The sequence below is a fragment of the Pantoea nemavictus genome (assembly GCF_037479095.1).
Lineage (GTDB): Bacteria > Pseudomonadota > Gammaproteobacteria > Enterobacterales > Enterobacteriaceae > Pantoea > Pantoea nemavictus.
This window is the reverse complement of the sequence record NZ_JBBGZW010000001.1, coordinates 1,131,457-1,150,302: the sequence shown is the minus strand read 5'-3', so window position 1 is coordinate 1,150,302 and position 18,846 is coordinate 1,131,457. Positions and strand designations below refer to the sequence as shown.

Genomic DNA, 18,846 nt, shown 5'->3' with positions numbered 1-18,846 from the left:
ACTATAAAAAAGTTTTTCTATTTCACCGCTGGACACACAGCCAGCGGAAAAGGGTAACGTAAGGGGTTTAAATGCGGATCTACGCACGCTGTATAGGAGCGCTGCTGCTGAGCACGTTGGCGCTGAATGCCTTTGCCGATACCGATCGCGGCTGGCAACCCATCAATGAAACCATTCGTAAAAGCGATCACGATCCACGCAGTTACCAGGCGATTACCTTAAGCAACGGCATGACCGTACTGCTGGTCTCAGACAAGGACGCGCCGAAATCTCTGGCAGCACTGACGTTGCCGATTGGTTCGCTGGATGATCCCAATCAGCAACTGGGTCTGGCGCACTATCTCGAGCACATGGTGCTGATGGGGTCTAAGCGTTATCCGCAGCCTGATAACCTTGCCGAATTCTTGAAAAAACACGGCGGCAGCCACAACGCCAGCACCGCGTCCTATCGCACGGCGTTCTATCTGGAAGTGGAGAACGATGCGCTGCAGCCCGCGGTAGATCGTCTGGCCGATGCGATTGCTGAGCCGCTGCTCGATCCGGTCAATGCCGATCGTGAGCGCCATGCCGTCAATGCCGAACTCACCATGGCCCGCTCACGCGATGGTTTGCGCATGGCGCAGGTTGGGGCTGAAACCCTTAATCCGGCCCATCCCGGCTCACGCTATTCTGGCGGTAATCTGGATACGTTAAGTGATAAACCAGACAGCAAATTGCATCAGGCGTTGACCGATTTTTACCGCAGCCATTATTCGGCCAACCTGATGAAGGCGGTGATTTACAGTAATAAACCGCTGCCGGAGATGGCCGACATTGCGGCAAAAACTTTTGGTCTTGTCGCTAATCATCAGACCACGATACCGAAGATCGACGTACCGGTGGTGACCGATGCGCAGAAGGGCATTATCATTCACTACGTGCCGGCTCAGCCGCGCAAGCAGTTAAAAATTGAGTTCCGCATTCCTAATAACAGCGATCGGTTCCGCAGTAAAACCGACACGCTGATCAGCTATATCCTCGGCAATCGCAGCAAAAATACCCTCAATGACTGGCTGCAAAAGCAGGGCCTGTCGGACGGCGTCAGTGCCGGTGCCGATCCCATGACCGAGCGTAACAGCGGCGTGTTCGCCATCAGCGTGTCGTTGACCGATAAAGGTCTGGCGCAGCGCGATGAGGTGGTCGCCGCCGTATTTAACTATCTCGATATGCTGCGTAATAAGGGCATCAGCAAAGATTACTTTGATGAAGTTTCTCACGTGCTAGCGCTGGATTTCCGCTATCCGTCGATCACGCGCGATATGGATTACATCGAATGGTTGGTGGATACCATGCTGCGGGTGCCGGTTGAACACACGCTGGATGCGCCCTATCTGGCCGATCAATTCGATCCCGCAGCCATCAAAGCGCGTCTTGATGAAATGACGCCGCAGAATGCGCGCATCTGGTATATCAGCCCGCAGGAGCCGCATAACAAAGAAGCTTACTTTGTGAATGCGCCGTATCAGGTGGATAAAATTAGTGACGCGCAGTTCAGTGACTGGCAACAGCGAGCCAGCCAGCTCCAGCTGTCGATGCCAACCCTGAATCCCTATATTCCGTCTGATTTCGCCATCATGCCTTCCGCAGGTAAAACTTACGATCATCCGGTCGCGCTCACCAATGGCGACAGCATGCGCATCTACTGGATGCCAAGCCAGATTTTCGCCAGTGAACCCAAAGCTGCCATCACCTTAGCGCTGCGCAATAAAGCCGCGATTAGCGATGCCCGTCAGCAGGTGCTGTTTGGTTTGAATGACTATCTCTCCAGTCTGGCACTGGATGAGTTGAACTCGCAGGCATCGGTTGGCGGCATCAGCTTCTCCACTGGCGAAGATGATGGCATCGTGTTTAGCGCCAGCGGCTTTACCCAACGTTTGCCGGAGTTGCTGAAAAAACTGGTGGAAGGCTATGCCACCTTTAAGCCGGATCAACAGCAGTTGGAGCAGGCCAAATCATGGTATCTGGACCGCCTGGAAGCCGCCGAAAAAGGCAAAGCGTTTGAGCAAGCCATTCAACCGATGCAGATGCTGTCGCAGCTGCCTTATACCCAGCGTGAAACGCGCCGCAAACTGGTGAAAGACATCACGCTGAAAGAGGTCACTGATTACCGCGATGCGCTGATTCATCACGCCACGCCAGAGATGATGGTGGTGGGCAATCTCTCAGCGGATCGCGTTACACAGCTGGGTGATGAACTCAAACAGCAGTTGCAGAGCGACGGTCACGGCTACTGGCACAGTGATTATGTGCTGGTAGATAAAGCGATGAAAGCGAACCTGCAGAAAGCGGGCAGCAGCACCGACTCGGCGCTGGCGGCGCTCTATGTGCCGCTGGGGTATAGCGAATATGCCAGTATGGCGAACAGCACCATGCTCAGCCAGATTGTGCAGCCCTGGTTCTACAATCAGCTGCGTACCGAAGAGCAGCTCGGTTATGCCGTGTTTGCCTATCAGATGCCGATTGGTCGCCAATGGGGGATCGGTTTCTTATTGCAAAGCAACAGCAAACAACCTGCCTTCTTACTGCAACGCTTCGAGGCATTTTATCCGCAGGCTGAACAGCGCCTGCGCAACATGAAATCGGAAGATTTCGCGCAGTATCAGCAGGCGCTGATCAATGATATGAAGCAGCGCCCGCAGACGCTGGATGAAGAGGCGAACCGCTTTAACCGTGACTTTAAGCGGCAGAACTTTGCTTTCGATACGCGTGAAAAAGCGATTGAGCAAATTCAAAAGCTGACGCCAGCGGGTCTGGCCGACTTCTTCCATCAGGCGGTGTTAGCGCAACAAGGCATGGCGATGATTTCGCAGGTTGGCGGTAACCATGATGGCTCAACCAAAGATGACTACGCGCCATTGCCGGGCTGGACCACCTGGGATGAGGTGCAGAAATTGCAGCAATCATTGCCAGTGAAGAGTGATGCGCAATGAGTTTGTTACCTGAAACCCTCAATCCCCTGACGCTGCCGCTGCGCGGTGAGCGTCTGATTGAAGCCTCAGCCGGAACAGGCAAGACCTTTACCATCGGTCTGCTCTATCTGCGCCTGCTGCTCGGGTTAGGTGGACAAAATGCGTATTCCCGTCCGCTGTCGGTAGAAGAAATTTTGGTGGTGACCTTTACCGAGGCTGCTACCGCCGAGCTGCGTGGACGTATTCGTGCCAACATCCACGAGCTGCGATTGGCCTGCCTGCGCGGCGTCAGCGGCAATCCGATGCTGATGCAACTGTTGCAGGAGATTCCGCAGCCTGCTGATGCGGCTTCGCTGCTGTTGGCCGCCGAACGTCAAATGGATGAGGCGGCGATTTTCACGATTCACGGCTTCTGCCAGCGCATGCTCAATCTCAATGCCTTTGAGTCGGGAATGTTGTTTGAACAACAGCTGATTGAAGATGAGCAGCTGTTGCTGCGTCAGGCGACGGCCGATTTCTGGCGTCGTCACTGCTATCCGCTAACGCTGGATGTGGCGCGCGTGATCGTCAGCGAATGGAGCGGTCCGGAGCAGCTACTGGCGACGTTGCGTCCGTGGTTGCAGGGCGAATCACCTGGCCTGCGCCTGCCGCCGGCCGACAGTGAAACGCTGGCCTCGCGCCACAGCGAAAACCTGGCGCGTATCGCCGCCATGAAAGCGCAATGGCAGGCGGCGGGTGAAGAGGTGCTGGCGCTGGTCGGTCAATCCGATGTGGATAAGCGCAGCTACAGCAGCAAAAATTTGCCGGTTTGGGTCAACAAGGTGAGTTTCTGGGCGCAAAGCGAAACGCGCGACTATCAGGTGCCCGCCGAACTGGCGCGTTTTGGCCAGCGCATGCTTGAAGAGAAGACTAAGAAGGGCAATCCGCCGCATCATGCTTTATTCGACGCCATCGACAGCTTCCTCGCGCAGCCGCTTTCGCTGCGCGATTTAGTGATTGCGCGAGCGCTGGTCGAGGTGCGAGCGGCAGTACGCAAAGAGAAACGGCAGCAGGCGCTACTCGGTTTTGATGACCTGTTAAGCCGCCTTGACGAAGCGCTACAGCAGCCTGGCGGCGAGCAGCTGGCGCAGGCTATCCGCCAGCGTTTTCCGGTCGCGTTGATCGATGAGTTTCAGGATACCGATCCGCTGCAATACCGTATTTTCCGCACGCTGTATATCAATCAGCCAGCCCATGCGCTACTGCTGATTGGCGATCCGAAGCAGGCGATCTATGCGTTTCGTGGCGCGGATATCTTTACCTACATTCGCGCGCGTAGTGAAGTGAGCGCGCACTACACGCTGGATACCAACTGGCGCTCCTCGCCAGCAATGGTCAACAGCGTCAACCAGCTGTTTGCGCGCCTCGACGCGCCATTCTTGTTTGCCGATATTCCGTTCCTGCCGGTGCACTTCGCGCCCCCTAATCAGCAGCTGTCGCTCAGTATCGACCAGGTTGAGCAAGCGGCATTGCGCTTCTGGCTGCAGCCGGGTGACGGCTGCAGCGTGGGCGATTATCAGCAAAGGATGGCGCAGCAGTGTGCTGCTGATATTAGTCGCTGGTTGCAGGCGGGACAGCAGCAGCGCGCGATGCTGGGTAAAGCAGCGGCGTTGCGGCCGGTGCAAGCCTCGGATATTACGGTGCTGGTGCGCAGCCGTAACGAAGCCAACCTGATTCGCGAAGCATTGAATCTTCTCGGCATCCCGTCGGTTTACCTCTCGAACCGCGACAGCGTCTACACCACGCCGGAAGCGCGCGAACTGTTGTGGCTGCTGCAAGCCGTGCTGGCACCGGAGCAGGAGCGTATGCTGCGCACCGCGCTGGCTACCTCGCTGTTTGCCTTTGATGCCTCACAACTTGATGCGCTGGATCAGGATGCGCGCGGCTGGGACGAACTGGTTGACACCTTTGCCCGTTGGCAACTGGTGTGGCAGCAGCGCGGCGTGTTGCCGATGCTGCGTGAAATGATGCTGGAGCGTCAGCTGGCCGAAAATCTGCTGGCTTCGGACAATGGCGAACGGCGCCTGACCGATTTACTGCACCTGGGTGAATTGTTGCAGGAGGCGGCTGCGCAGCTGGATAGCCCGCATGCGCTGGTGCGCCATCTGGCACAGCAGATTGCGCGTCCGGATAGCCAGTCGGCTAGCCAGCAGCTGCGTCTGGAGAGCGATCGCCATCTGGTGCAGATTGTTACCATTCATAAATCCAAAGGTCTGCAATATCCGCTGGTGTGGCTGCCGTTTGCCGCCGGGTTCCGTGAAGCGGATACCGCGCTGTATCACGATCGTGAGAACTTCAACGCAGTACTGGATCTGCAAGCCGATGAGGAGAGCCTGGCGTTGGCTGAACAGGAACGTCTGGCGGAAGATCTGCGCCTGCTCTACGTGGCGTTGACCCGCTCGATCTTTCACTGCAGCGTTGGCGTGGCGACACTGTTTCGTGGCACGCGCAAAAAAGAAGGTGCGAGCGATTTGCACAAAAGCGCGCTCGGGTTCCTGCTGCAACGCGGCGAGGCGGCGACGGCTGAACAGCTCGCTACATTACTGCATGAAATGGACGCAGCGGGCACTGACGTGGTGCTGGCGGATGACATTGATGCCGAGCGCTGGCAGGTCGATGCGGTCGCCGATAGCGCGCTGGGCGCACGTGCTGTGACGCGAGTACTGGCCGATCCCTGGCGTGTGACCAGCTATTCCGGTTTACAGCAGCACAGTTCGCATCGCTTACTCGATGTGATGCCGAACTTCGATGTTGAAGCGGCGGGCGAAGAGGATCTTGAAGAAGAGCGGGAAGCCGCCTTGACGCCACACCATTTTCCGCGCGGCGCCGCACCCGGCACATTTTTGCATGAGTTGTTCGAGTCGCTGGATTTCCCGCAACCGCCCAGCGAGGAGAAACTGGCGCAGCATCTGCAACAAAATGGCTATCCGCTGCACTGGCAACCGATGCTGAGCGAGTGGATCACGCGCGTGCTGAGCACGCCGCTGAATGCGCAGGGCATTCATTTGGCGCAGGTGCAGAGCAGCGATCGTTTGGTGGAGATGGCGTTCTATCTGCCGATTGATAATGTGCTGACCGCGCATGAACTGAGCGCGTTGATCTCCCAGGATGCGTTATCGGCTCAGGCTCCGCCGCTGGATTTCCGTCAGGTGCAGGGCATGCTGAAGGGCTTTATTGATCTGGTCTTCCGCTGGCAGGGTAAATACTATCTGCTGGATTATAAATCCAACTGGCTTGGCGACAGCCACGAAGCTTATACGCCGCAGGCAATGGCGCAGGCAATGATCGATCATCGCTATGATTTGCAGTACCAGCTCTACACGTTGGCGCTGCACCGCTATTTACAGCATCGTGTGCCGGATTACGACTATGAGCAGCACTTCGGCGGCGTTTTCTATCTCTTCCTGCGTGGCATGGACGGCAGCTCGCCCAATAACGGCGTGTTCCACACGCGTCCCACTTTCGACTTTGTATCACAACTGGATAGCCTGTTTCGCGGGCCAGGAGAGTCAGCATGAGCAGCATGACAGCGCTTTTATCCCAGGCGGCTGAGCTGCGCTTGCTGCGCTCATTGGACGTTCAGTTTGCCCAACTGCTGGCCGATGACGATCAGCCGGCGCGCTTGCTTCTGGCGGCATGCCTAAGTGCCGAAGCCGGGGATGGGCATGTCTGTTTGCCGCTGACGCAGCTCAGCCGTGACAATCTGTTCAAGGGGCGTCATCCAGAATTGGCGCACGCTATCTGGCAAGCGGCGGGAGAGCCGCAGGATTGGCCTGCGTTGTTGAACGGCTGGTCTGCGCTCAGTGATAGCGAGCAGGCGGCGCCGATTGTATTAAGCGAAGATCGTCTTTACCTGCATCGTCTCTGGCACAACGAAGGGCAGGTAGCACACTTCTTTCAGTCACAGTCGGCAGCACAGCCTTTTGCACCTCAGCAGGTAAGAGCCGTGCTGGATCAGCTATTTGGCACCGAACCGGATAACTGGCAGAAAATTGCGGCTGCCGTGGCGCTGACGCAGAAAACGGCGGTGATTTCTGGTGGTCCAGGGACCGGGAAAACCACCACCGTGGCAAAACTGCTGGCCGCGCTGATCCGTCTCAGCGAAGGTGCGCTGCGGGTTCAGTTAGCCGCACCAACCGGAAAAGCGGCGGCGCGTCTTACCGAATCACTCGGTAAAGCGCTGCAGAAGTTGCCGGTCAGCGAGATGGAGCGTCAGCGCTTCCCCGCTGATGCCACCACGTTACACCGTTTGTTAGGCGCGCAGCCGGAAACGCAGCGCTTGCGCTATCACGCAGGAAATCCGTTACATCTGGATGTGCTGGTGGTAGATGAAGCCTCGATGGTGGATCTTGGCATGATGGCCAATCTCATTGCCGCCCTGCCACCGCAGGCGCGGGTAATTTTTCTTGGCGATCGCGATCAGCTGGCATCCGTTGAAGCGGGCGCGGTGCTGGGTGATATCTGCCGCTGTGCCGAAGCGGGTTATAGCCCTACGCGTGCAGCACAACTCAGCGAACTCACCGGCTGTGCGGTGGCGGGCAATGATGATGTCAGCGCCCCCGCTGTGCGCGATGCGATTTGCCTGCTGCGTAAAAGTTACCGCTTTGACGCTAATTCCGGCATCGGCCAGTTGGCCAGCGCCGTCAACGCGGGAGATGCAAAAGCCGTGGAAGCGGCGTTTCAGGCGGGATTCAGCGATATCACCCGTCAACCGCTGAATGATAGTGATGCTTATCAGGCGATGCTGACGGAGATTGCCGCAGGCTATCAACCTTTCCTCAGGTTAATTAGCCAGCGGGCAGATGCGGCGGAGATTATTGCGGCGTTTGGCCGTTATCAGCTGCTGTGCGCGCTGCGCGAAGGACCCTTTGGGGTGCAGGGGTTGAATCAGCGTATTGAGCAGAAACTCATACAACTGCAGTTGATTCGTCGTCCCACCGGCGGCAGTCGTTGGTATCAGGGACGTCCGGTGATGGTGACGCGCAACGATAGCGCGCTGGGTCTGTTTAACGGTGATATTGGCATTACGTTGTTCGACGATGAAGGCCTGCTAAAAGTGTTCTTCCCATTGCCGGATGGCAGCATTAAAGCGGTACAGCCAAGTCGTTTACCCACACACGATACCGCGTGGGCAATGACGGTACATAAATCGCAGGGGTCGGAGTTTGATCACACGGCGTTGGTGATGCCGGCACAGTTTCTACCGGTGCTAACCCGTGAACTGATTTACACCGCGATTACCCGTGCGCGTAAGCAGCTGACGTTATACAGCGATGACAGTGTGTTCCGCCGCGCGGTGCAGTTGCGTACCCAGCGACGCAGCGGATTACTCGAGCGGTTAAGCGAGGAATAAACCCAGGACGGCATCAATGCCGCCCCTACAAATGCACCGTAGGGTCGCCATTCATGGCGACCTCTTCCCGATGCGCATAAATGCCCACCAGCAAGTGCTAACCCAAATCCGCCATCAGCACCTTTGAACGGCGCTGATAGTTGTACATCTGCTTTTTGCTCTCAGGCAGCGATTCAATATCCACCGGCGTGAAACCGCGCTCCTGGAACCAGTGAATGCTGCGCGTGGTTAATACGAACAGCTTCTTGAGACCCATCTGGCGCGCTTGTAACGCTACGCGATCCAACAGCAGTTCGCCACGTGACGAGCTGCGGTAATCCGGATGCACCGCGACGCAAGCCATCTCGCCAATCTGTTCATCGGGGAAAGGGTAGAGCGCTGCGCAGGCAATGGTGAGATTATCACGCTGAATGATGGTGAATTTATCGATTTCCATCTCCAACTGTTCGCGTGAACGGCGCACCAGAATCCCTTGCTGCTCCAGCGGGCGAATCAATTCCAGAATGCCGCCGATATCATTGATGTTAGCACGACGAATTTGCTCGGCGGACTCCATGACAATCTGCGTACCGATCCCGTCGCGCGAGAACAACTCTTGCAGCAAAGCACCGTCTTCCTGATAGCTAATCAGATGACTACGGCGCACGCCGCTGCGGCAGGCTTTTACCGCGCCGCGCAGGAAACGTACGGTGCCAGAGAGAAAATCGCCGTCGCTCTCCATCTCGTCGATACGCGCCTGTGCTTCATTCGGGAACAGTTCGGAAATAATGGCGCCTTCACGATTGGTCACGCCCTGCTCGGAGCAGAAACCAATCATCTTCTCTGCCTTGAGCTTAATCGCCAGCTGCGTTGCCACCTCTTCTGAAGTCAGATTGAAGCTTTCACCGGTGACAGAAACCGCAACCGGACCGAGTAGCACAATGGCGTCGTTGTCCAGCTGGCGATGAATCGCTTCTTCATCAATACGACGGATACGGCCGCTGTGGCAGTAATCGACACCATCATCCACGCCCAGCGGCTGCGCGATAATGAAGTTACCGCTCACCACATTAATATGCGCGCCTTGCAGCGGCGTGTTGTTGAGGCTCATCGACAGACGCGCGGTGATATCCAGCTGTAAGCGGCCGGCGGCCTGCTTCACCAGCTCGAGCGATTGCGCATCGGTGACGCGTGTGTGTTTGTGGTAAATCGGTTCCAGCTGTTGCTGGGCCATGCTGGCATCAATCTGCGGACGCGCACCGTAGACCACCACTAAACGAATGCCAAGGCTATGCAGCAGACCGATATCATTGACGATGCTAGAGAAGTTCTCATGCTCGATGGCCTCGCCACCTAACATGATGACAAATGTCTTGTCGCGGTGGGTATTTATATAGGGAACGGTATGGCGAAAACCCTGAACCAGTTCTGTACTACGTTCCTTCACGGCAAAACCCTCTTTGCATTTTTATTCGTAATTTTCGTATTTTTATGCTGTTTTGCCCATTAATGCAAGCGCCGGGCCTGACGTTACTTTACGATTTTCCTGATGCAACACGCGCTAACAGACTGCATTATCTGGGTTTTCCGGCAAGACAAGACATTTCTCATCGAATAAAGTTTTCGCCTTCTTGCCATCAAGTGACGATTTTTTAGACATTACACAGCAGTTGGAGCGGCATGTCCGAAGCTTTCACACGACGACGATTATTACAGGGTGCAGGCGCACTATTAATGCTTAGCGTCACGCGCACCGGGCTGGCAGCCAGCCAGCATATTGTGGCGGTGCGCATCTGGCCATCATCGACGTATTCCCGCGTTACCCTGGAATCGAATGTTCCCCTCAAGTACAAGCAGTTCACGCTGAGTCATCCCGATCGCCTGGTTATTGATATCGAAAATATGCACATCAATCCGATACTGAAAGGCGTGGATAAACTGGTGCGTGTGGATGATCCCTATATCAAAACGGCACGCGTTGGCCAGTTTGACGCCAACACGGTACGCCTTGTGCTGGAGTTGAAACGCAGCATCGCGCCGAAGACTTTCACCCTGGCGCCAGTGGCCGGTATCAAGCATCGTTTAGTGGTCGATCTCTATCCTAGCCAGCAGTCGCGGGAAGAGGATCCGCTACTGGCATTACTGCAGGATTACAATCAGGGCGATCTTGAACGCGATCAGCCGGTGCAGGCGGCGCTGCCGGGTAAAGCGGGGCGCGATCGACCCATTATTATCATGATCGATCCTGGCCATGGCGGAGAAGATCCGGGCGCGCATGGAAAATACAAAACGCGTGAGAAGGACATTGTGCTGAAGATTGGTCGCTATCTGAAGGCGCTAATCGATAAAGAGCGCAATATGAAAGCCTATATGACGCGTAATGAGGATGTATTTATCCCGCTGCGCGTAAGGGTAGCGAAAGCACGTAAGCAGCGTGCGGATCTGTTTATCTCGATCCACGCCGATGCCTTTACCAGTCGGGCTGCGCGCGGCTCTTCAGTGTTTGCGCTCTCGACCAGCGGCGCTACTTCGGCGGCGGCGCGTTTCCTCGCGCAAACGCAAAATGAAGCCGATTTGATTGGCGGTGTCAGCATGAGCGGCGATCGTTATCTCGATCACACCATGTTCGATATGGTGCAGCGGCAAACCATCAGTGACAGCCTGAAGTTTGGCAAAGAAGTGTTATCACGTATGGGACATATCAATCATCTGCATAAGCGTACCGTTGATCAGGCCGGGTTTGCGGTACTGAAAGCGCCGGATATTCCCTCCATTCTGGTAGAAACCGCGTTTATCAGTAATGTAGAAGAGGAGCGCAAGCTGCGTACGCCGCGTTATCAACATCAGGTGGCTGAGGCGATTCTGCATGGCATTAAGGCGTATTTTGACAAGGGTGCGGCGCTGGCACATCGCTGAGGAGGGCGGCAGAAATGCCGCTTTTTGTCGGATGCCAGAAACAAAAAAACACCCGTTAAGGTGTTTAAATGATTGGTTGCGGGGGCCGGATTCGAACCGACGACCTTCGGGTTATGAGCCCGACGAGCTACCAGGCTGCTCCACCCCGCGTCCGTCTGTCGCATTAAGCGACTTTTCACATTGTATTCTTCTTAAGACAATTGGTTGCGGGGGCCGGATTTGAACCGACGACCTTCGGGTTATGAGCCCGACGAGCTACCAGGCTGCTCCACCCCGCGTCCGACTGACGCGTTACACGACACTTCACATTGTCTCTTCATTTAAGAAGAATTGGTTGCGGGGGCCGGATTTGAACCGACGACCTTCGGGTTATGAGCCCGACGAGCTACCAGGCTGCTCCACCCCGCGTCCGTGGATGCGCACTATACTCTGGACGCGCGGCGATGCAACCCCTTTTTGAGACAAAGCGCCAAATTTACAGTCAGTTGGTGAATAAACTCGCCATTGGATGGATTATTGTACAGATGTGAGCGTGGCGGCTTGTCGCAGATTTCAATCTTGCTGCCCCTTTGCTATCGTCGCCGGGCAAACAATCGATAAAAAGAGAAAGTTATGAAAGCACATTGGGCCAAATATGCACTGACGGGCGCTTTTTTCGCGCTGCTAGCGGGCTGTAGTTCTAAACCGACCGATCGCGGTCAGCAATATATAGATGGCAAGCTGGAGCAACCGCTTGGGCTGGTTAACCAACCGAATGCCAAAGGGCGTCCGGTGAACGGTAAGGACTTTAGCGATCAGGTGGTGCAGATTCAAACCGCCTCTTCTGGTCTGTTCGGCCGCAACAACGGGACCTATAGTGCGATTCAAAACTGGCTGCTGTCTGGCGCTGATACTCGCCAGCTCAACCAGTTCGGCTTGAATGCCTATCAGATGGAAGGCACTGACAATTACGGCAACGTGCAGTTTACCGGTTACTACACGCCGGTGGTGGAAGCGCGATATACCCGTCAGGGCGAATTCCAGTATCCGATTTACCGCATGCCACCGCGTACCCGCGGTCAAAAACTGCCGAGCCGCGCTTCTATCTATAATGGTGGACTGGATGACCGCTACATCATTGCTTATAGCAACTCGCTCATTGATAACTTCATGATGGATGTCCAGGGCAGTGGCTATGTCGATTTTGGTGATGGTCGGCCGCTGCGCTTCTTTGGCTACGGCGGCAAAAATGGCTGGGCCTATCACAGCGTCGGTAAAGAGCTGATCGATCGCGGTGAAGTGAAGCGCGAAGATATGTCGATGCAGGCGATTCGTCAGTGGGCGCAAGAGCATTCGCCACAGGAAGTGCGTTCGGTGCTGGAAACTAACCAATCCTTTGTCTTCTTTAAGCCGGAAGAGTACGTGCCGGTGCGCGGCGCCAGCGCAGTTCCGCTGATTGCCAAGGCATCAGTGGCGTCCGATCGTTCGCTTATTCCGGCGGGCACGGTATTGCTGGCGGAAGTGCCGCAGCTGAATGAGAAGGGCAAGTTCAACGGCAAATATGAGATGCGTTTGATGGTCGCGCTGGACGTGGGTGGCGCGATTAAAGGGCAGCACTTCGATATCTATCAAGGCGTTGGCCCAGATGCGGCGCATCTGGCTGGTTTCTACAACCATTATGGCCGCGTATGGGTGCTGAAAGCCGCGCCGGGCACTGGCCAGCCGGTGTTTAGCAACCCACAAAATGGCAACAACGGTTCGCTGCTGTTGGGTTCTAATTAATGTCCCGTTTTTTCGGAAAGGTTTGGTTATGACTGTGGTTAGCGACGCCTGGCGACAACGTTTTGGCGGCACGGCGCGTCTGTATGGGCAGGATGCGTTACAGCGTTTTGCCGACGCCCATTTTTGCGTAATTGGTATTGGCGGCGTGGGTTCCTGGGCGGCTGAAGCGTTAGCGCGCACCGGCATTGGTAGAATCACCCTGATTGATATGGATGATGTCTGTATCACCAATACCAACCGCCAGATTCACGCGCTGCAGGGCAAAGTTGGTCAGGCGAAAACCGAAGTGATGGCAGAGCGGATGCGTGCCATCAATCCCGAATGCGAAGTGATTTGCATCGATGATTTCATCACGCCAGAAAATACCGCTGAGCTGTTGTCGGCAGGTTTTGACTATGTCATTGATGCGATTGATAGCGTGCGCCCTAAAGCGGCGTTGATTGCCTGGTGCCGGCGTAACAAGATCCCGCTGATCACCACCGGCGGCGCGGGCGGTCAGATCGATCCGACGCAGATCCAGGTGAGTGATTTGGCGAAAACCATTCAGGATCCGCTGGCGGCGAAACTGCGCGAAAGGTTGAAAGGCGATTTTGGCGTGGTGAAGAACAGCAAAGGAAAGCTCGGCATCGACTGCGTGTTTTCGACGGAAGCGTTGATGTATCCGCAGCCGGATGGCAGCGTGTGCACCTCACGCTCAACCGCCGAAGGCCCGAAACGCATGGATTGTGCCGCTGGTTTCGGTGCGGCCACCATGGTGACCGCTACCTTTGGGTTTGTTGCGGTCTCTCATGCGTTGAAGAAATTCCTCGCGAAGGCGGCGCGTCAAACAGCCTGAGTGTGCTGGCGCGCGGCGCGTTGTACGGCATCTGCCAGCGCCTGTAATCCGCTACTGCGTGATGCGCTCAATTGCGCGCGCAGGCCTAAGGTATCAAACAACGCCAGCGGATCTTGCTCTAGCAAGTCGGCTGGCGTTTTCCCTTCCACTGCAGTCAATAACACCGCCAGCAAACCGCGCACGATGCGTCCTTCACTGTCGCCATAAAAGTGCAGCGTGCCGTTGTTCAGCAACTGGCTGCTTAGCCACACGCGGTTCTCACAGCCGCTTAGCTCGATATCCGCTGTCTTTAATTCTTCCGCTAACGCGGGCAGCTGGCGGCTGAGTTGGATCAACTGACGATAGCGATCTTCCCATTGATGAAAATGGGTGAATTTTTCCGTCAGGCTAGCTTCGGTGATCAGATCGCCGAACGGATGCGGGGCGAGCAAGGTTGATGTCATTAGCTTATTCACTCAGTAAGTCGACAGCATGGTGCATGGCGCGCACCAGCGCATCCACGTCCTGCAAATTATTATAGGGGGCGAACGAGACGCGCAACGTACCGCTAACGCCGAGCGCCGCCATCAGCGGTTGTGCGCAGTGTTGTCCCGCGCGCAGTGCGATGCCTTGCTCGGCAAGCAGCGTGACGATATCGCTGTGATGAATACCGGCAATATCAAACGCGAGTAGACTGGCATTGCCACAGCGGAAGCTGCGGAAGCCGGGTATTTCGCTCAACTGTTCTTCGGCCAGGCTCGCCAGCTGCTGACTCCACATTTCGGCTTTTTCGGCATGATGTTGCGCCAGCCATTCCAGTGCGGCACTCAAACCCACCACGCCGGCGACGTTTGGCGTGCCGGCCTCAAAACGCCAGGGCACCGGTTGCGGCGTGAAACCGTTAAAATCGACCTGCGTTAACATCTTGCCGCCGCCTTGCCACGGTTGCATAGCCTCCAGCAGTTCGGCTTTGCCATATAGCACGCCAATGCCCATCGGGCCATAAAGCTTGTGACCCGAAAACCCATAGAAATCGATATCCAGCGCCTGCACATCCGGCGGGCAATGCACCACGCCTTGCGCGCCATCGACCATCACTTTGGCACCAACGTCATGGGCCAGGCGGATCGCCAGGGCCAGATCCGGACAGCCGCCGGTGACGTTCGACATCTGGCCAACGGCCAGCAAGCGAGTACGCGCGTTAAGCAAGGCGGGCAATTGGGCGATATCGGGCAGGCGATCGGCACCCAATGGCCATTTCACCACTTTCGCACCGCTGGCCTGTGCCACCATCAGCCACGGTACTAAATTGGCATGATGTTCCGCTTCGCTAACCACAATCTCATCGCCCGCTTGTAGGCGTGGTGCCAGCCAACTATTGGCGACCAGATTAATGGCTTCGGTGGTGCCGCGCGTCCAGACAATTTGCCGGTCGTCTGCGGCGTTAAGCCAGCGCGCCACTAAACCGCGTGCCTGTTCATACTTTTCCGTCAGCGCACGTGCGGCGGCGAACTGGCTGCGATGCACGGTACCCGCGCTCAAGCTATAGAACTGGGCGGTCGCATCAATGACGGCTTGCGGCTTCAGCGCGGTGGCGGCGCTATCGAGATAGATGCCGGCATCATTCAGCGCAGGAAACTGCTGGCGAAAGGCGGTAGAGGAAAAAAGGGTCATACTCAGCCTACTGTTAATAATGTTAGGACCAGGACGAAAGCTGGCCCGTTGCCTGGCAAAGCGTGAAAAGCGCGTTATGCTAATTAATGCAAGGTTTGAACCGAAACCCGCATAACGAGTCGCGATTCCTGGTCGATTCTACTGGCGCTATCTTTAGTCGCGCCTGCGGGTGGTTTAATGCAATCAATCTGCAAGGAGATAGAAGATGAATAAACTCACCGCAGTGCTGGCCGTGTGCACCATGGCCTTTACCCTGGCCGCATGTTCAAGCAATTACGTGATGCACACTAACGATGGTCGCACCATTGTTGCAGATGGCAAACCTAAAGTTGATGACGAAACCGGTATGATCAGCTATCAGGATGCCAATGGCAACAAGCAGCAAATTAACCGCTCTGACGTCAAAGAGATGGTGGAGATGGGGCAGTAACTGAATAACGATTTCCGGGATTAGTTTTGTCGCGTCGTTGCAGCGACAGCTCGGAAGGGTACGCACAAGGATGTGTGGCATAAAAAAAAGCACCGCAATGAGCGGTGCCATTTAAAATCACTATGGACAGACAGGGTAAATCTACAGGAATTAAAAGCTTGATCTGCAAGCGTCAGATCAAAATGCAAACACAACATCACGACCACAAGCCAAAAGCTCTCCAAAAGTCTGCGATCTCTCGCACGTTTCTAGAAATCTTTTCGTTCCGGCTCAGGAAGTGCGGCAACTATAGGTATTTGCTGGAGCTTCCTCAACGGACAAATTATAATGTCTCGGATTAAAAAAACTAATACGTAGCGACTTTGTATAAGTTGAAGTATTACCTTGTCAATCCGGATACGGAAAACCATGTCAAAACGCCTTCCGCCGCTAAATGCATTACGCGTCTTCGATGCTGCTGCCCGTCATTTAAGCTTCACCAAAGCCGCTGAAGAGCTGTTTGTTACCCAGGCTGCTGTCAGCCATCAGATAAAATCTCTGGAAGATTTCCTTGGTCTAAAGCTGTTTCGCCGGAGGAATCGTTCGCTTTTATTGACGGAAGAAGGTCAAAGCTACTATTTAGATATCAAGGAGATTTTCTCCGCCATCAATGATGCGACGCGCAAGCTACAGGCGCGCAGCGCTAAAGGTGCGTTAACCGTCAGTTTGCTGCCGAGTTTTGCGATTCAGTGGCTGGTTCCACGTCTTTCCAGCTTTAATATGGCTTATCCGGGCATCGACGTGCGTATTCAGGCGGTAGACCGTGATGAAGAGAAATTGGCCGACGATGTCGACGTGGCGATTTTCTACGGTCGCGGTAATTGGCCGGGCCTGCGCGTGGAAAAGTTGTACGCGGAATATTTGCTGCCGGTCTGCTCACCGATGCTGCTTACGGGCGATCATCCGCTCAAATCGCCTGCCGATTTAGCGCACTGTACACTGCTGCATGATGCGTCGCGCCGCGACTGGCAATCCTATATTCGTCAGCTCGGTTTGCAGCATATCAATGTGCAGCAGGGACCGATTTTTAGCCACAGCGCGATGGTGTTGCAGGCGGCGATTCACGGTCAGGGCGTAGCGCTGGCCAATAATGTGATGGCGCAGAGTGAAATTGAAGCCGGGCGTCTGGTCTGTCCATTTAATGACGTCTTAGTCAGTAAAAATGCTTTTTATCTGGTTTGTCATGACAGTCAGGCAGAACTGGGTAAAATAGCCGCCTTTCGCCAGTGGATCCTGGAAAAAGCGGCTAATGAACAAGAAAAATTCCGTTTTCGCTACGATCACTAATGCGTTGATGGCTGCACAGTGATGTGCGCATTACCTTGAGGATTCTTTTGATGTCCAGTCGTGCCATGTTCGTTTTTGCCGCCATTAGTGGATTTCTGCTGGTGGCGTTTGGTGCTTTCGGGGCGCATGTGCTGAGCAAATCACTCGGCCCAGCTGAAATGGCGTGGGTGCACACCGGCCTCGAATATCAGGCGTATCACACGCTGGCGGTGATCGGCCTGGGTGCCGCCATGCTGCGCCGCGCCAATATCTGGTTTTACTGGAGTAGCGCTGCGATGGCGCTCGGTACCGTGTTGTTCAGTGGCAGCCTGTATTGTCTGGCGCTGTCGCACATGAAGTTTTGGGTTTTTGTTACGCCAGTGGGCGGCTTGTGCTTCCTTATTGGCTGGTTCTTGATGTTGATTGGCGCACTGCGTCTGAAACGAAAGGCAGATCGCCATGAATAAAGTTTTACTCTATTGCCGTCCGGGATTTGAGAAAGAGTGCGCGGCGGAAATCAGTGCCAAAGCCGCTGAGCGTGAGATTTACGGCTTTCCACGCGTAAAAGATGACTCGGGTTACGTGCTCTATGAATGCTATCAGCAGGAAGATGCAGAGAAGCTGATCCAAACGCTGCCGTTTACCGAGCTTATTTTTGCACGCCAGATGCTGGTAGTCGGTGAACTGCTGCGCGATTTGCCGCAGGAAGATCGCATCACTCCGATTGTCGGCATGCTGACCGGTGTAGTGGAAAAGGGCGGCGAACTGCGGGTTGAAGTGCCGGACACCAACGAAGCGAAAGAGCTCACCAAGTTCTGTCGCAAATTAACCGTGCCGCTGCGTGCCAGCCTACGTGAAAGCAAAATCCTGCTGAATTACGAAACGCCGAAGCGTCCTGTAGTGCATGTCTTCTTTATTGCGCCAGGCACCTGCTATGTCGGCTATTCGCTGCCGGAAAACAACTCGCCTTTCTATATGGGGATTCCGCGCCTGAAGTTTCCTTCTGATGCGCCGAGCCGTTCCACGCTTAAACTCGAAGAGGCGTTTCACGTGTTTGTGCCCGCCGATGAGTGGGATGAGCGCTTGGCCAGCGGCATGTACGCTGTCGATCTCGGCGCTTGTCCGGGCGGTTGGACGTATCAACTGGTGAAACGCAGCATGTGGGTGTTTGCGGTGGATAACGGCCCGATGGCGCCAAGTCTGATGGACACTGGGCAAGTCACGCACTGCCGTGAAGATGGATTTAAATTCCGTCCGCCGCGCACCAACATCAGCTGGCTGGTATGCGACATGGTAGAAAAACCGGTGCGCGTAGCGAGCCTGATGACTGAATGGCTGGTGAATGGCTGGTGCCGCGAAGCCATCTTCAACCTCAAGTTGCCAATGAAGAAGCGCTATGAAGAGGTCACGCAGAACCTGAAAATGATTGACGATGCACTGAAGGCGCAGGGCATTAATGCACAAATTCAGGCGCGCCAGCTGTATCACGACCGTGAAGAAGTCACTGTTCACGTACGACGGCTCTGGGCGGCTGTAGGCGGCCGTCGCGACGAGCGCTAATCCGCCGTCATACTTTGCACTACAGCGGCGTTGGCTGCGTTTGCTCGCCCCGATCACATACTGATGT

13 protein-coding genes and 3 tRNA genes are annotated in these 18,846 nt (G+C 55.4%); 10 read left to right on the top strand and 6 right to left on the bottom strand.

The genetic code is table 11. From position 1 onward, the window contains the following. The first annotated feature begins 71 nt into the window (after positions 1–71). Genes ptrA through recD form a run of 3 tightly spaced genes read left to right on the top strand, consistent with a single transcriptional unit; the run spans position 72 to position 8,340 of the window. Positions 72–2,969, top strand: a complete 2,898-nt coding sequence (gene ptrA / locus WH298_RS05330; protein ID WP_180822380.1) for a pitrilysin — start codon at positions 72–74, stop codon at positions 2,967–2,969. Next, on the top strand, positions 2,966–6,505 hold the full coding sequence (gene recB / locus WH298_RS05325) for an exodeoxyribonuclease V subunit beta (protein WP_180822379.1): 3,540 nt from the start codon (positions 2,966–2,968) through the stop codon (positions 6,503–6,505). Before ptrA ends, recB begins: the two co-directional genes overlap by 4 nt. Further along, positions 6,502–8,340 carry an exodeoxyribonuclease V subunit alpha gene (recD, locus tag WH298_RS05320; RefSeq protein ID WP_180822378.1) on the top strand — a complete coding sequence of 613 codons (1,839 nt, stop codon included), beginning with the start codon at positions 6,502–6,504 and terminating at the stop codon, positions 8,338–8,340. Before recB ends, recD begins: the two co-directional genes overlap by 4 nt. 97 nt (positions 8,341–8,437) lie before the next feature. On the opposite strand, the gene argA is transcribed toward recD, so the two are convergent. After that, entirely contained in the window at positions 8,438–9,766 is a 1,329-nt protein-coding gene (gene argA, locus WH298_RS05315; protein WP_007891884.1) for an amino-acid N-acetyltransferase, read from the bottom strand. 233 nt (positions 9,767–9,999) lie between these two features. On the opposite strand from argA, the gene amiC reads away from it, so the two are divergent. After that, the gene (gene amiC, locus WH298_RS05310) at positions 10,000–11,235 is read left to right on the top strand and encodes an N-acetylmuramoyl-L-alanine amidase AmiC (protein ID WP_180822377.1); all 1,236 of its coding nucleotides are present in this window, start codon (positions 10,000–10,002) and stop codon (positions 11,233–11,235) included. Positions 11,236–11,308: 73 nt separating this feature from the next. Here the strand turns inward: amiC and WH298_RS05305 are convergent. The 3 genes from WH298_RS05305 to WH298_RS05295 form a co-directional block, all read right to left on the bottom strand. Continuing rightward, positions 11,309–11,385: transfer RNA gene (locus tag WH298_RS05305), tRNA-Met, on the bottom strand. 51 nt (positions 11,386–11,436) lie between these two features. Beyond that, positions 11,437–11,513 (bottom strand) — tRNA-Met (locus WH298_RS05300). A 53-nt stretch (positions 11,514–11,566) separates the two neighbouring features. Then, positions 11,567–11,643 (bottom strand) — tRNA-Met (locus WH298_RS05295). A gap of 204 nt (positions 11,644–11,847) precedes the next feature. On the opposite strand from WH298_RS05295, the gene mltA reads away from it, so the two are divergent. Together mltA and tcdA are read left to right on the top strand one after the other, a co-directional pair. Beyond that, positions 11,848–12,996 carry a murein transglycosylase A gene (gene mltA, locus WH298_RS05290; RefSeq protein ID WP_007891750.1) on the top strand — a complete coding sequence of 383 codons (1,149 nt, stop codon included), beginning with the start codon at positions 11,848–11,850 and terminating at the stop codon, positions 12,994–12,996. Between the two features lie 28 nt (positions 12,997–13,024). Beyond that, positions 13,025–13,831, top strand: a complete 807-nt coding sequence (tcdA, locus tag WH298_RS05285) for a tRNA cyclic N6-threonylcarbamoyladenosine(37) synthase TcdA (protein WP_049852637.1) — start codon at positions 13,025–13,027, stop codon at positions 13,829–13,831. On the opposite strand, the gene csdE is transcribed toward tcdA, so the two are convergent. Then, complete coding sequence (csdE, locus tag WH298_RS05280) at positions 13,819–14,274, bottom strand: cysteine desulfurase sulfur acceptor subunit CsdE (RefSeq protein WP_049852638.1); 456 nt, start codon at positions 14,272–14,274, stop codon at positions 13,819–13,821. The genes tcdA and csdE overlap by 13 nt on opposite strands. Positions 14,275–14,278: 4 nt before the next feature. Further along, positions 14,279–15,484: a cysteine desulfurase CsdA gene (csdA, locus tag WH298_RS05275; RefSeq protein WP_180822376.1), complete on the bottom strand. Its 1,206-nt coding sequence runs from the start codon at positions 15,482–15,484 to the stop codon at positions 14,279–14,281. A 205-nt stretch (positions 15,485–15,689) separates the two neighbouring features. Between csdA and WH298_RS05270 the strand changes: the two genes are divergently transcribed. The 4 genes from WH298_RS05270 to rlmM all read left to right on the top strand — a co-directional run bounded on the left by WH298_RS05270 (position 15,690) and on the right by rlmM (position 18,779). Continuing rightward, positions 15,690–15,914, top strand: coding sequence for a YgdI/YgdR family lipoprotein (locus WH298_RS05270; RefSeq protein WP_007891746.1), 225 nt, complete (start codon positions 15,690–15,692; stop codon positions 15,912–15,914). A 408-nt stretch (positions 15,915–16,322) separates the two neighbouring features. After that, a complete protein-coding gene (locus tag WH298_RS05265) occupies positions 16,323–17,240 on the top strand; it encodes a transcriptional regulator GcvA (protein WP_007891745.1) in 918 nt (305 codons plus the stop codon). A gap of 50 nt (positions 17,241–17,290) precedes the next feature. Further along, positions 17,291–17,686 (top strand): DUF423 domain-containing protein, encoded by a 396-nt coding sequence (locus WH298_RS05260; RefSeq protein ID WP_007891744.1) that lies wholly within the window; start codon positions 17,291–17,293, stop codon positions 17,684–17,686. Further along, positions 17,679–18,779: a 23S rRNA (cytidine(2498)-2'-O)-methyltransferase RlmM gene (rlmM, locus tag WH298_RS05255; RefSeq protein ID WP_180822375.1), complete on the top strand. Its 1,101-nt coding sequence runs from the start codon at positions 17,679–17,681 to the stop codon at positions 18,777–18,779. The genes WH298_RS05260 and rlmM overlap by 8 nt, the downstream gene beginning before the upstream one ends. Positions 18,780–18,846: the final 67 nt, after the last annotated feature.